The sequence below is a fragment of the Delftia sp. SD018 genome, from assembly GCF_017355445.1.
GTDB lineage: Bacteria > Pseudomonadota > Gammaproteobacteria > Burkholderiales > Burkholderiaceae_C > Comamonas > Comamonas acidovorans.
Map to the genome: position 1 here is coordinate 1 of NZ_JADDRN010000008.1, position 13,693 is coordinate 13,693.

14 protein-coding genes are annotated in these 13,693 nt (G+C 68.7%); 9 read left to right on the forward strand and 5 right to left on the reverse strand.

Annotation, left to right across the window (positions count from 1 at the left end; all coding sequences use genetic code 11):
* Nucleotides 1–53: 53 nt before the first annotated feature.
* From INR38_RS10110 to INR38_RS10145, 8 genes are all read left to right on the forward strand, one after another.
* Nucleotides 54–1,202 (forward strand): porin, encoded by a 1,149-nt coding sequence (locus INR38_RS10110; RefSeq protein WP_207443638.1) that lies wholly within the window; start codon nucleotides 54–56, stop codon nucleotides 1,200–1,202.
* Nucleotides 1,203–1,251: 49 nt separating this feature from the next.
* Entirely contained in the window at nucleotides 1,252–2,244 is a 993-nt protein-coding gene (locus INR38_RS10115) for a tripartite tricarboxylate transporter substrate-binding protein (RefSeq protein WP_034395494.1), read from the forward strand.
* Between the two features lie 66 nt (nucleotides 2,245–2,310).
* Nucleotides 2,311–2,796 carry an Rrf2 family transcriptional regulator gene (locus INR38_RS10120; RefSeq protein ID WP_207443639.1) on the forward strand — a complete coding sequence of 162 codons (486 nt, stop codon included), beginning with the start codon at nucleotides 2,311–2,313 and terminating at the stop codon, nucleotides 2,794–2,796.
* A complete protein-coding gene (locus tag INR38_RS10125) occupies nucleotides 2,783–3,682 on the forward strand; it encodes an NAD(P)/FAD-dependent oxidoreductase (protein WP_207443640.1) in 900 nt (299 codons plus the stop codon). The genes INR38_RS10120 and INR38_RS10125 overlap by 14 nt, the downstream gene beginning before the upstream one ends.
* Nucleotides 3,683–3,841: 159 nt before the next feature.
* Complete coding sequence (locus INR38_RS10130) at nucleotides 3,842–5,995, forward strand: TonB-dependent siderophore receptor (RefSeq protein ID WP_071956313.1); 2,154 nt, start codon at nucleotides 3,842–3,844, stop codon at nucleotides 5,993–5,995.
* 79 nt (nucleotides 5,996–6,074) lie between these two features.
* Nucleotides 6,075–6,347, forward strand: a complete 273-nt coding sequence (locus INR38_RS10135; protein WP_013801746.1) for a hypothetical protein — start codon at nucleotides 6,075–6,077, stop codon at nucleotides 6,345–6,347.
* Nucleotides 6,328–6,666 carry a hypothetical protein gene (locus INR38_RS10140; RefSeq protein ID WP_192366521.1) on the forward strand — a complete coding sequence of 113 codons (339 nt, stop codon included), beginning with the start codon at nucleotides 6,328–6,330 and terminating at the stop codon, nucleotides 6,664–6,666. The genes INR38_RS10135 and INR38_RS10140 overlap by 20 nt, the downstream gene beginning before the upstream one ends.
* Nucleotides 6,663–8,312, forward strand: a complete 1,650-nt coding sequence (locus tag INR38_RS10145) for a PepSY-associated TM helix domain-containing protein (RefSeq protein ID WP_207443641.1) — start codon at nucleotides 6,663–6,665, stop codon at nucleotides 8,310–8,312. Before INR38_RS10140 ends, INR38_RS10145 begins: the two co-directional genes overlap by 4 nt.
* Before the next feature lie 105 nt (nucleotides 8,313–8,417).
* Here the strand turns inward: INR38_RS10145 and INR38_RS10150 are convergent, their stop codons facing one another.
* The 3 genes from INR38_RS10150 to INR38_RS10160 all read right to left on the reverse strand — a co-directional run bounded on the left by INR38_RS10150 (nucleotide 8,418) and on the right by INR38_RS10160 (nucleotide 11,441).
* Nucleotides 8,418–8,636 (reverse strand): hypothetical protein, encoded by a 219-nt coding sequence (locus INR38_RS10150; protein ID WP_012206342.1) that lies wholly within the window; start codon nucleotides 8,634–8,636, stop codon nucleotides 8,418–8,420.
* Between the two features lie 138 nt (nucleotides 8,637–8,774).
* Nucleotides 8,775–9,575 (reverse strand): class D beta-lactamase, encoded by an 801-nt coding sequence (gene blaOXA, locus INR38_RS10155; RefSeq protein ID WP_207443642.1) that lies wholly within the window; start codon nucleotides 9,573–9,575, stop codon nucleotides 8,775–8,777.
* Nucleotides 9,576–9,746: 171 nt separating this feature from the next.
* A complete protein-coding gene (locus INR38_RS10160) occupies nucleotides 9,747–11,441 on the reverse strand; it encodes a long-chain fatty acid--CoA ligase (protein WP_063325719.1) in 1,695 nt (564 codons plus the stop codon).
* 238 nt (nucleotides 11,442–11,679) lie between these two features.
* Between INR38_RS10160 and INR38_RS10165 the strand changes: the two genes are divergently transcribed.
* Complete coding sequence (locus tag INR38_RS10165; protein WP_207443643.1) at nucleotides 11,680–12,219, forward strand: pyridoxamine 5'-phosphate oxidase family protein; 540 nt, start codon at nucleotides 11,680–11,682, stop codon at nucleotides 12,217–12,219.
* A gap of 1 nt (nucleotide 12,220) precedes the next feature.
* Here the strand turns inward: INR38_RS10165 and INR38_RS10170 are convergent, their stop codons facing one another.
* Together INR38_RS10170 and INR38_RS10175 are read right to left on the reverse strand one after the other, a co-directional pair.
* Complete coding sequence (locus INR38_RS10170; protein WP_012206346.1) at nucleotides 12,221–12,724, reverse strand: hypothetical protein; 504 nt, start codon at nucleotides 12,722–12,724, stop codon at nucleotides 12,221–12,223.
* Between the two features lie 2 nt (nucleotides 12,725–12,726).
* Entirely contained in the window at nucleotides 12,727–13,629 is a 903-nt protein-coding gene (locus INR38_RS10175; RefSeq protein WP_199139737.1) for a LysR family transcriptional regulator, read from the reverse strand.
* Nucleotides 13,630–13,693 lie beyond the last annotated feature (64 nt).

Sequence of the window (13,693 nt, forward strand, 5' to 3'; positions counted from 1 at the left end):
CGGACACCCACGCCAAGACGGCAACGATTTTTCAAACCAGAGGAGACATCACCATGCAAAAAACCCCTTCCCCGCTGACCCTGGCGGCCGCCGCCGTGCTGGCCCTGGCCGGCTCCAGCACCAGTTTCGGCGCCTTCGCGCAAGGCACCTCCAGCGTCACGCTCTACGGCATCGTCGATGTGGGCGTGGAGCACCTGAACAACGTGGCGGCAGGCGGCGGTCTCAGCCGCATGCCATCGACCACCAGCCTGGTGCCCTCGCGCTGGGGCCTGCGCGGCAGCGAGGACCTGGGCGGCGGCCTCAAGGCCATCTACACGCTGGAGTCGGGCTTTGCGCCCGACCAGGGCACCTTCAACCAGGGCGGGCGCGGCTTTGGGCGCCAAAGCTGGGTGGGACTGGGCGGCAGCTGGGGCAGCCTGACCATGGGCCGCCAGAACTCCATGCTGTTCTGGTCACTGCTCGATTCGGACATCATCGGCCCGGCCGTCTTCGCCATGGGCTCGCTGGACGCCTACATTCCCAACTCGCGCGCCGACAACATGCTGGCCTGGCGCGGCAACTTCGGCGGCCTGGCGCTGGGCGCGGGCTACAGCTTCGGGCGCGATGCCGTCAACGCAGGCCCCAGCCCCGCCGGCACCAACTGCCCGGGCGAGAGCGGATCGGACACGCAGGCCTGCCGCCAGTGGTCGCTGTATGCCAAGTACGACACGCCCGTCTGGGGCCTGGCGCTGGGCTACGAACAGCAAAACGGCCGCACGCCGGCCTCGTCCACCGACCCGGTGTTCGGCGGCATGAACTCCAGCGCCAAGCATGACGAGCGCCTGCACCTGGGCGGCTACTTCAAGCTGGCCGGCGTGAAGATCGGCGGCGGCCTGCTGCGCCGCGACAACGACGGCGACGCCGTCAAGCCACGCAGCAACCTGTGGTACGTGGGCGCCTCCTACCCGGTCACCGAGGCCCTGGTGCTCGAAACCCAGTGGCTCACGCTGCGCTACCGCGGCGTGTCGGGCTACGACTCCGACCTGCTGGTGGCACGCGCCATCTACAACCTGTCCAAGCGCACGGCGGTCTACACCCAGCTCGGCCACATCCGCAACGACCGCCTGGCCACCGTCTCGGTCAGCGGCGGCGCCCCGGGCAGCAACACCGCGCCGGGCCGCTCGCAGACCGGCATCAACGTCGGCATCCGCCACATGTTCTGAGCCTGTTCTTTCCAGCTTTTCCTTTTTTCGATTTCACCAGGAGACATCCATGCAGATGCATCGCCGTCATTTCGTCCAGGCCCTGGGCAGCGCCGCCGCCCTGGGGTCGCTGTCGCCACTGCAGGCCCTGGCCCAGGCACTGGACCAGGTCAAGATCATGTACGGCTTTCCGGCAGGCAGCTCGGGCGACAGCGTGGCCCGCCGCGTGGCCGAGCGGCTGGGCGGCACGCCCTACAGCAAAGGGCCGGGCTTTGTGGAAAACAAGCCCGGCGCCGGTGGCCGCATCGCGGTGGAGGCCCTGAAGAACGCCCCGCCCAACGGCTCGGTGCTGGCGCTGGCGCCCGTGTCGGCCTTCTCGGTCTACCCGCACATCTACCCCAAGCTGACCTACAAGCCCGAGGATGCGATCCCCGTCTCCATCGGCGCCGTCATCTACCACGGCCTGGCCGTGGGGCCTGCCGTGCCGGCCGAGGTCAAGACCCTCAAGGACTTCCTGGCCTGGGCCAAGGCCCACCCCGACCGGGCCAACTTCGGCTCGCCGGGCGCGGGCTCCATGCCGCACCTGCTGGGCGCGCTGCTGAGCCTGCGCTCGGGGGTGGAACTCAAGCACGCGCCCTATCGCGGCACCGTGCCCAGCATCACCGACCTGGTGGGCGGCCAGGTCGCGGCCACCATGAACCCCAGCGGCGACTACCTGCAATACCTGAAGGCCGGCCGCCTGCGCGTGCTGGCCACCTCGGGCAAGCAGCGCTCGCCCTTCCTGCCCGACGTGCCCACCTTCACCGAACTGGGCTTTCCCGATGTCACGGTGGAGGAATGGTTCGGCTTCTACGCTCCCGCCAAGACCCCGGCCACCACCATTGCCAACGCCAACGCGGCCATCACGGCCGCGCTCAAGGACAAGGCCGTGATCGACGGGCTGGCCGCCCTGGGCCTGCTGGCGCGCGGCAGCACGCAGCAGGAGATGGCGGCCGACCAGCAGGCCGAGTTCGAGCGCTGGAGTTCGCTGGTCAAGCAGATCGGGTTCACGGGCGAGTCCTGATCAGTCGGCGGCAGGCCCATTCCCCTTCACGGGACAAGGCCACACTCATGCAACAAATAATGTTGCATGAAACAGAACAGCCAATTCTCGGACGTCCTCCATGTGCTGCTGCACATGGCCGAGGGCGATGGACCTGCCACCTCCGACATGCTCGCCGCCGCGCTGCAGACCAACCCGGTCGTGCTGCGCCGGTTGATGTCGGGCCTGCGCGATGCAGGCCTTGTCACCTCCGCCAAGGGCCATGGCGGGGGCTGGGTGCTTTCTTGCGAACTGGACCGCACCACGCTGCGCGACGTGCATGAGGCCCTGGGCGCGCCCGGCCTGGTGGCGCTGGGCTTCAGGGAAGACCGGCCCGAATGCCTGGTCGCCCAGGCCGTGAACGAAGCCCTGAGCGACGCCGTGCAGCAGGCCGAGGCCGCCCTGCTTGCACGCCTGGGCACGGTGACGCTGGCTGCCCTGTCCCATGACTTCCACGCCCGCCTGGCCCGCCATCGCGCAGCAGGCGGCCAGGGTTGGCACCAACTGCAGGAGCACACACATGAAACACGTTGATTTCGCCGTCATCGGCGGCAGCTATGCCGGCCTGTCCGCCGCGCTGCAACTGGCGCGTGCGCGCCGCCAGGTGCTGGTGGTCGATGCCGGACTGCGGCGCAACCGCTTCGTGGACCAGGCCGGCGAGACATCGCACGGCTTTCTCACCCAGGATGGCGTGGCCCCCGCCCAGATCGCCGCCCAGGCCCGGCAGCAGCTGATGGCCTACCCCACCGTGCAGTGGCTGGACGGCACGGCCGAAGACGCCCGCGTGGCGCCCGATGGCCGGCTGGAGTTCCATGCAGCGGGCACGGCCATCAGCGCCGCCCGCATCGTCCTGGCGCTGGGCGTGCATGACAGCCTGCCGCCCGTGCCGGGACTGGCCGAGCGCTGGGGCCGCAGCGTCTTTCACTGCCCGTACTGCCACGGCTACGAGATGAATGCGGGGCGCATCGGCATCATCGCCAGCTCGGCCCTGGCTCACCATCACGCCGTCATGCTGCCGGACTGGGGCCAGACCACGCTGCTGCTCAACGGCGCCTACACGCCCGGCGCCGAAGAACTTTCCACCCTTGCGCGCCGGGGCACCCAGGTGGAGACCACGCCCATCGCCCGCCTGGAAGGCCGGGCCGACGTGGTGCTGCAGGATGGCCGCCGCCTGGTGATGGACGGCCTGTTCACCCAGCCGCGCACCCGCATCGCCAGCCCCGTGGCCGAGCAGTTGGGCTGCGCCCTGGACGAAGGCCCCATGGGCACCTTCATCAAGGTCGCGGAAGGCCAGGCGACCAGCGTCCCCAACGTGTTCGCCTGTGGCGACGCGGCCCGCGCCGCCGGCAACGTGGCCATGGCGGTGAGCGATGGCGCCATGGCAGGCATTGGCGCGCACCGGTCGATGATGGGGTGGTGATGAGGTGGTGATGGGGGGCGGGCCTTGGGCCCGTGCATGGACGCAGATCAACTGCCCGCCGGACGATGCGTGGATACAACAACTTCCCATGCTAACTAAATCCGCAAATATAATTAAGACTGATTCTCATTGACATCTACAACATCAAGAGTCCAGTCCATGCACACCACCAACGGCCGCGCGCTGCGGTTCAACTCCATTGTTCTGGCCATGCTGGCCGCCGGCGCCGGGTCCACGGCGATCGCACAGGATGCAGCGCAGGCGCCGAGCGCAACGACGCCGACGCTGTCGCAGATCGACGTGCGCGACAAGTACGAGCGCGAGGACCTGCCCACGCTGGCACCGGGGCGCAAGGCCGCCAAGGGTGCACGCCTGGGCATTCTGGGCGCCACCTCCATCGTGGACGCGCCGGTGCATGTCAACGCCTATACCCGCGAGCTGGCCGAGGACTGGTCCGCCCTGTCGCTGCAGGATGTGCTGGAAAACGATGCGGCCGTGGTCTTCACCACCAACAAGGGACACCTGCTGCAGAACTTCAACCTGCGCGGCCTGGATGTGACGGCCATGGACATCGCCACCAACGGCCTGTACGGCGTGGCGCCGGCCAATTCGGTGCCCATCGAGATGTTCGAGCGCGTGGAGGTGATGCGCGGCCCCAACGTGCTGCTGTCCGGCATGCCGCCGCTGGCCAGCGTGGCCGGCTCCGTCAACATGGTCACCAAGCGCGCGCTGGCCCAGCCCATGGCGGACCTGACGGCCACCTACGTCTCGGACTCCTACCTGCAGATGCATGCCGACGTGGGCAGGCGCTTCGGCCCCGAGCAGCGGCTGGGCCTGCGCTTCAACGGCGTCTACGGCTCGGGCGACATGGGCGCCAAGGACGAGAGCCAGAAGCGCCGCGTGGGCGCCCTGGGCCTGGACTACCTGGGCGACAGGGCCCGCTTCTCGCTGGACCTGTACAACAGCATCACCAAGATCGACGGCGGCAGCCCGGGCATGTTCAGCTTCCTGGGCAGCGCGGCCATCCCCGGCGTGGGCCGGCTGCTGGCACCGCCCAGCGGCGACGTGAACATGTTCCGCGGCACCCACGGCCAGTACGACAACAGCGGCCTGCTGGCGCGTGCCGAGGTGGACTTCACGCAGAACTGGCAGGGCTATTTCGCCTTCGGCGCCTCCGAGGCGCAGGGCAAGGGTCTGCTGTTCGGCACCCGCGCCATCGTCACGGGCCTGGACGGCACCACGCGCGGCGCCATCTACAACGTGCACACCGAGTCCGAGCGCCGCACGGCCGAGGCCGGCGTCATCGGCAAGCTGAGCACGGGCAGCGTGCAGCACCGTCTGCAACTGTCGTTCAACATCCTCAAGCACAAGGAAGGCACCTACAACACGGCCTGCAACTACTGCTACACCACCAACATGTACGAGCCGACGACGCCCACCTTCCCGGGCGCGCCGCAGTGGAAGGGCTACACCACCGAGAACGAATTCCGCTCGCTGGCCCTGGCCGACGTGATGAGCTTCGCCAACGACAAGGTGCTGCTGACGCTGGGCGCACGCCACCAGACGGTGAAGACGCCGCTGGTCAACGGCGTGTCGTCCAACTACAGCAAGAGCCGCGTCTCGCCCATGGCCGGCCTGGTCGTGCGGCCCTGGGGCGACAACGTCTCGCTGTACGCCAACTACACCGAAGGCCTGGAGCCCGGCCGCACCGTGGGCGCGGGCTTTGCCAACACCGGCGAGACCCTGGCGCCCATGCAGACCAAGCAGGGCGAGGTGGGCGTGAAGCTGCAGGCGGGCCAGACCACGCACACGCTGAGCGCCTTCCGCATCGAAAAGCCGTCCATCATCACCAACAGCGGCAATGCCCAGGTGCTCGATGGCGAGCAGCGCCTCAAGGGCCTGGAGTGGAGCGCCTTCGGCAAGCTCACGCAGACGCTGTCGCTGCTGGGCGGGGTGGAGTACATCAAGTCGCGCCAGATCAACTCCGGCCGTGAAAACTACGGCGTGCCCAAGCTGCGCGCGCGCATCGGCATCGACTGGGAAACGCCCGTGCAGGGCCTGTCGGTCGGCGGCCGCGTGCTGTACACCGGCTCGCAGTGGGTGGACTCCGGCAACAAGCTGCGCGCCCCGGCCTGGAACCGCTTCGACCTGATGGCCAAGTACGAGACCAGGTTCGGCGCCACGCCCGTGCGCTTCAATGCCAGCGTGGAGAACGTGACGGACAAGAACTACTGGATCGGCATGTTCACCGACGGCTTCGTCATGCCCGGCGCACCGCGCACCTTCCGGCTGTCGGCCACCGTGTCGTTCTGACCGCCTGACGCACTGCGCGGGCCACCCGGCGGGGCGCATGTGTCCCGCCGGGTCTTTTGCTTCCCACGATCGAATTTCCATGCCGTTCTTCACCGTCGCCGGCCTGCTTGCCACCTCGCTGGCCTGCCTGTGCATCTACGCCGCCTCGCCCAACCAGCGGCTATGGGCGGCCGCCTGGCCGCGCCGGCCTGCCCTCCTGGCCGGTGGCGGCCTGCTCGCAGCGGGCTGGCTGGCATTCGCCCAGGACATGCGGACGCTGGCCGCCACGTTCACCTGGCTCACCCTGCTGATGCTGGCCTTCGCCCTGCTGCCCTATATCGGAGCGCTGTTCCATGGCCGACGCACACCCTGAGGTCCGCCCGCGCAAGCCGGCCCCCATCCGGCCGGACTGGATCTCCAAGACCCTGGCCGGCCTGCTGCTGGGGCCGGGCCTGGCGATCAGCGCCAGTGGCCTGCTGGCCGCCTTGCTGCACGGCATGCCGCTGGCGGTGAGCGGGCAGCTGGTCATGTGGCTGGTGCCGCCGGTCTGGCTGCTGGTGCAGTCCCTGGTGTATTTCTTCTCCAGCGGCCTGCGCGCCTGGGCCTGGCTGGGCGGGGCCAACGCGCTGGCCCTGGCCGCCTGGTGGCTGGTGCGCGCGGCAATGCACAGCAGCGCAGGAGGCCTGTCATGAGAGCCGACTACATCCGCATCTACAAATCCGTACACACCTGGACGGGCATCCTCAGCGGCATGGCCTTGTTCATCGCCTTCTACGCGGGTGCGCTGACGGTGTTCAAGGAACCCATCCGGCGATGGTCCACGCCGCCGGCCGCCGTGGTGCAGGCCGTGCCCATGGACAAGGTGCAGCCGCTGATCGCCCGGACCCTGGCCAGCACGCCGGCGGCCGCGCGCGGCGCCATCGTGCAGCTGCAGGGCGACAACGCCATACCGCGCCTGCAATGGCAGGTGCGCGATCCCAAGGCCGACGACCATGACGAAAGCGCCGTACGCCACTACACGGCCCAGCTGTCGGCCGACGGCAGCGTACAAGTCGATGAGCAGCGTACGTCCCGCCTGGTGGAGTTCATCGACGTGCTGCACCGCGTGGTCGGCCTGCCCGTGGACTCGGACCCCAACCGCTGGATCATGGGCGCGATCTCGGCCCTGTACTTCCTGGCCCTGGTGTCGGGCGTGGTGATCCTGCTGCCCTCCCTGGTCAAGGACTTCTTCGCACTGCGCGTGGGCAGGAACCTCAAGCGCATGTGGCTGGACGCGCACAACGTGGTGGGCATCGTCAGCCTGCCCTTTCATATCGTCATGGCCCTGAGCGCCGTGGTCTTCGCCTACCACGACCAGATCTTCGACGTGCAGGACAGGCTGATCCACGAAGGCCAATGGGCCCAGACCTTTGCGCGTCCCTCGGGCAAGGCCCCGGACGCGCCGCCACGCAATCCGGCCGACATGCTCGCGCCCTCCCGACTGGTGGAGATCGTCAGGGCGGCCGCGCCCGGCTTCGAGCCCGAAAGACTGCAGTACGCCCAGGTCACCGGCCCCAAGCCCACCGTGCGCGTCTGGGGCAGGAGTCCTCAGGCCGTATCGCCGCGCGCCGTGGGCGGCTTTGCCATGCTTGATCCGTACAGCGGAAAGCTGCTCTCGGCCGACTACCTGTCAGGCGGACAGAGCACGCCCAACCTGTTCATCAGCAGCTTCTTCGCGCTGCACATGGCCTCCTTCGGCGGACTCGCGGTCTGGTGGCTGTACTTCCTGCTGGGCCTGGCAGGCGCGTGGCTGTTCTACGGCGGCAATCTGCTGTGGGTGGAGACGCGGCGCAAGGCCCAGCGCAAGGGCGCAGACTTGCCCGTGCAGCGGCGCGACACAGCCCTCATGGCCTCGGCCACCGTCGGCGTCTGCCTGGGCTGCGTGGCCGGCATTTCCGCCACCATTGCCGCCGCCAAGTGGCTGCCGGGCCGCGTCGATGACCTGGCCGCATGGCACATGGGCATCTACTACGCCGTGTTCTTCACCAGCATGGCCTGGGCCTTCGTGCGCGGCGCGGCACGCGCGGCCCCGGCCTTGCTGTGGCTGGCCGCCGCCTGCACGGCCGCGATCGCGCTGTCATCGCTGCTGGGCTGGCTGGCGCCAGGCACCGGCGCGTGGGTGGACACCTCGCTGATCGGCCTGGACCTGACGGCCGTGGCCGGCGTGCTGGCCCTGGCCTGGATGGCGCGTGCCACGGCACGGCGCACGCGCAGCGGCCCGCAGGACAGTGTGTGGTCCGCGCCGCGCGACAGGTCGGCGCATCAGGACACCAAGGACTCACCGGCACTGGCCAGCTGACTTGGCCGGCACGCCATGGGAGTGCGCAGGTGGGCCGGTTGCCTGGTGGGCCGGTTGCCTGGTGGGCCGGTTGCCTGGTGGGCCGGCCCATCCCCGCTGCTGGGTCTATCCGAAAACTGCGCCGCCCGCATCCAGCGAGGGCGGCCGCAGAAGATCGGCATTGACGCCCATGGCCTCGCTGGCCCGCTCCACGGCCTGCCAAAGGGGGGCGGGCATCTGCAGTATTTCCTCGGGGGAGTTCGCGCGGGCAATCCAGTCGCTGATCTCAACGTGCTGCTCGGGGGTGAGCAGGTCCAGGTTCAGCATTTCGTCAATGGTCTTCATCGGGTGTCGGTCTGTCGCTCTTGTGCGGGAGATATGCGGGAGATATGCGGGAGATATGCGGGAGATATGCGGGAGATGTGTGGGAGATGTGTGGGAGGTATGTGGGCGAGGTGCGGAAAGGAAAACGCCCGTGCATTGTCAGCGGTCCGCGGCAGGCAATCGCTGCAGCAGGGCATCGCGTGCGCGCAAGCCCGCATTGGGCTTTTGGGCCTGCTCATCCTGGATCAGCGTGGCGAACACCAGCCTGCGCTGGTCCTTGGTGGCCCAGCCCACATACCAGCCGTAGGCCCGGCTGGCATCGTAGCGGTTGTCGCTGCCGGGCGACCCGGTGCCGGTCTTGCCATGCACGGTCCAGCCATTCACAGGCACGGGGTGCCGGGTGATGCGCGCAGTCATGTCGATGGCCTGACTGCTCACAGACAGTTCCCGGCGCACGATCTTGCGCATGAAGGCCACCTGCTCGGCCGCCGAGATGCGCAGCGAGGACACCACCCACGCGCCGTTGTGGCCGGGATGGGCCACGGCAACGGCGGAGACATCCTCGTTGCCGTACTGGAAGGCCCTCACGTAGGCGCCAAACCGCTGCTGGCCCAGCTCCCGCGCCACCTGCTGCGAGTACCAGAACACCGAGTCCTTCATCCAAGCCTGGGGCGTGATCTCGCGCCGCCAGGCATCGCCGCCCCAGTCCGGATACTCCGGTTGGTACGGCCACGCGGGCCGGGATTCGTCCTGCAGGATGCCGGCGTCATAGCCCATCAGGCTGATGGCGATCTTGAAGGTGGAGGCCGGTGTGACGCGCTCGGCGCAGGCCGGGCCGCTGTGCACCAGGGACTGGCCCGTTTCGGCGTCGGCGACGAGGGTGCACAGTTCGTGCGCGCAAGCGGGAAGGCAAAAAAATGCTGCCACGACCGTGGCAGCGGACCCAGGAAATCCAAGCATGTGCTGTGTACTGTGTGCTGTCTGATGCAGTGTTAGTGTCTGGCGCGCGATCATAGATGCGCGCGCAGCCTTCGCAACGCCCATGCAGCAACATCCCCACAGCGTCCTCGGCGGCCGCGTCAGGAACGCGCCGAGGGCAAGGGCTTCAGGTTTTGAGGCCCTGAGGGCCGGTCAGCCGGCCTCCGCCTCCTGCAGCTGCCGCCACATCACCTTGCCGCTGCCGCTCTTGGGCAGGGCCTTGACGAACTGCACGATCTTGGGCGCCTTGTAGACGGCCATGTTCTCGCGGCACCACTGGATGATGTCCTCGGCCGTGGTGTCTTCCTTGCCGGCGCGCAGCACGACGACGGCCTTGACCGACTCGCCGCGGTAGGCGTCTCGCGTGGAGATCACGCAGGCTTCCTGGATGGCGGGGTGGCGGAACATCAGCGATTCGACCTCGGCCGGCCAGACCTTGAAGCCGCTGGCGTTGATCATGCGCTTGAGACGGTCGGTGATGAAGTAGTAGCCGTCCTCGTCCACGTGGCCCAGGTCGCCGGTGCGAAAGAACCGCTTGCCGTCGATCTCCATGAAGACCTGGGCCGTGGCGTCGGGTCGCTTCCAGTAGCCGTCGAAGACCTCGGGGCCGTGGACGACGATTTCGCCCTGCTCGCCCTGTGGGACATCGGCGCCGGTTTCGGGGTCGATGACACGCGCCTCGGTGCTCATGAAGGGAATGCCCAGGCATTGCTGCTTGGGATGCTCGAACGGGTTGCTGTGCGTGGGCGCGGCCGTCTCGGTCAGGCCGTAGCCCTCGCTGAAGCGCAGGCCGTATTGCTCCAGCAGGCGCTGGGCCACGGCCTGTGGCATGGCCGCACCGCCGCCGCCGATGTACTTGAGGCTGGTGAGGTCGAACTGCGCAAAGTTGGGGCTGCCCAGCAGGTCGATGACCATGGTGGGGATGTTGGTCCAGCTGGTGACCTGGTAGCGAGAGATCAGCCGCCCCGCCAGCTCGCGGTCCCAGCGCGGCATGACGACCAGGGTGGCGCCCACGAAGATGGCCGTGTGCAGCACCGAGACCATGCCCGTGATGTGGAACATGGGCACGACGGCCAGGACCACGGTCTCGCTGGTGCCGCTGCCCCAGTAGCTGCCCGCCACGGCGTTGTGGTTGATGGAGCGGTGCGGGTGCATGCATCCCTTGGGGTGGCCCGTGGTGCCGCTGGTGTAGGGCAGCACGGCCATGTCGTCGCGGCCCACCACATGGGGCGGCGCGGCGTCGGTGCAGGCCAGGGCCTGCTGCCAGGTGTGGACGCTGCCGCCATCGAGCACGGCCGGCTCACGCCGGGTGAGCAGCCAGTCGTGCCACTGCACGGGCGGGGCGTCGTCGCCCTGCACCCCGGCATCGAAGGCGTCCGTGAACTGGGTGACGACCAGGTGCTCCAGCCGCTGGCCGGGCGCCAGCGCATTGCTGGCCTTGGCCAGTTCGGGGGCCAGGTCGGCCGTGGTGATGGCGACCTTGGCATCGGCGTCGGTGATGTAGTGCCTGAGCTCCTCGGCCATGTTCATGGGGTTGACCGGCACCACCACCGCATTGGCGCGGAAGATGGCGTAGTGCGCCAGGATGAGCTGAGGCGTGTTCTGCATCAGCAGGATCACGCGGTCGCCGCGCTGCACGCCCAGGCTGTGCAGGTAGGCCGCCATGCGCTCCGTGCCCTCGCACAGCTCGCGGTAGCTGATGGAGCTGCCGAAGTAGCGGATGGCTGCCTTGTCCGGGTAGCGTCGCGCATTGACGGCCAGGTTGTCCCAGACGCTGGTGGCGGGCACGGTGATGGAATGGGGCAGGCGGCTGGGCCAGAAAGCGTGGTGCGCGGGCTGGGAGGGCATGGGTGGATGGGCTTTGAAGTGTCGGTGAGTGGAAGGAACGGCGGCAATCCGCCTTGCCAGCGAGGCTAGGCCCACACCCGCTTCCCGGCATTGGGGAAGGCCCCAGGAGATCGTCGCCAAAGTGACGCTTGAGCGCCCATGGCATGCCGATGCCACCGCAACTCGCCTTGTGCTTTCGCAAGCCGGCCACGGGCACGCCTTAAGTACGCCACAGGTACGCCACGGGTACGATGGCGCCATGCCCTCCACGCCCGACATGCCCCACCTGTCCCGCCTGCAGCTGTCGCTGCGCGATCTGCTGGCCCGCCACCGCAGCGCGGCCCTGGCCACCCAGCCCGCCGACTCCCCTGCCCCCGGGGCTGGCGATGCACTGCCCGCTCCCCGGCTGTCCATGGTGCCCTGGGCCTGGAATGCGCAGTTTGGCTGCTTTGTGCTGCACGTCAGCGCGCTGGCAGCGCACACGCGGGCCATGGAGCTGCACCCGGCCGTCAGCCTGCTGGTATGCGCGGTCGAAGTGGACGGCGAGGGCGTGCATGCACTGGAGCGCGTGGCCATTGAAGGCGTGGCCAGCACGCCGCCGCCCGGCAGCGTGCTGGCCGATGGCGCGCGCGACAGCTATGTGCTGCGCTTCCCCGAAGCCGCGTTCATGACCGATCTGGGCGACTTCCGCTTTGTCTGCATCACGCCATCCATCGCCCGGCACGTGGCGGGCTTTGGCGCGGCGCGCGATGTGTCGGCCCATGACCTGATCGAAGCACTGAACACCCAGGCCAGCTGACTCACGCGCCCCGCACGTGGGCCGCGATCAGGGCGCCCGCCGCATCGCCCTGCCCCGCCACGCAGGCGCGCACATGGTCTTCCCACATCTGGCCCTGCTGCTCCACCTGGGCATGGACAAAGCGCTGCAGCATGCGCCGGGGATCGTCGCAGCGCTCATAGGCATACGGATCGCCGCGCGTGCACAGCGCCTTGAACTGCAGCCAGGCCGCCTGCCGCGTGACGGGCATGCCCTGCAGGCGCTGCCACTGGTGCAGCAGCTCATGGGCAAAGATGCCTGCGATCTGCGGATGCGACAGGCGCAGCGGCTGGCGCGGATCGGACTGCGTGAAGAAGGCGCGCGGCATGAAGATGCGCCCGCCATTCATGGACAGCGCCCTGCGCGTGTCGCCCAGCCGCCGCTGGTACAGGCGCAGGCGCGGCAGCAGCGCATCGAGCGAGGCGCCGAAATGCGTGCGCACAAAGGCCTGCTCCTGCGCATCCAGTGGCCGGCTCCAGAAGACCATGCTCAGCCGCCTGGCCCCTGCCGATAGCGCCGCGCCATGAAATCCACAAACGCGCGCACGGCCGGGCGCAGATGCCGCGTGCGCGGATACAGCGCGTGGTAGCTGTACTGCCCCAGATGAAAACAGGGCAGCACCCGCACCAGCTGGCCGCGCTCCACGGCCGAGCGCACGGTATGCCAGGTCAGCGCCGCAATGCCCCGGCCTGCGCGTGCGGCCTCGAAGATGGTGGCCACCGAATCGGTGCGCAGCGCCGTGTGCGGCTGCACCTCGGTCACGGCGCCCTGCCCGGACACCACGCTCCAGCGCAATGGGGCCGGGCCCGCCGCAAAGGCCAGGGCGCGGTGCTCGGCCAATTGCCCGGGCGCCTGCACCACGCCCTGGCGCATCAGGTAGGCGGGCGACGCCACCAGCACCAGAGGCGAATGCGTGAGCAGCCGCGCCTGCAGCCCGCTGTCCGGCAATTGCCGGCTGATGCGCACGGCCGCATCCACACCCTCGGCCACCAGGTCCACCAGCCGGTCGGTGCACAGCAGCTGCAGCTCCAGCTCCGGGAATTGCTGCTCGAACTCGGGCAGCCAGTCGCCCAGCTCGATGGCACCCACGGCCAGCGGCAGCGTGATGCGCAACACGCCCGCCACGCGCGCACGGCGCTGCGCCAGTGCGGCCTCGGCCGCATCGAGCTGCTCCAGCAACTGCACACAACTGAGGTAGTAGCTGCGCCCCGCATCGGTCAGGCTCAGCCCGCGCGAATTGCGCTGCAGCAGCTGCGTGCCCAGCTCCGACTCCAGCCATTTGACATGGCGCGACGCCGTGGAATGCGTCATGCCCAGCCGATCCTGGGCCGCCGTGAAACCCTGCGCGTCCACCACGCCGCAGAACACCCGCATGGCTTGCCATCTGTCCATTGCTCATGCACTCCTTTGGCGGGGATTGTGGAGCATGGACGCGGCCGCATCCCGTTGCGCAGCA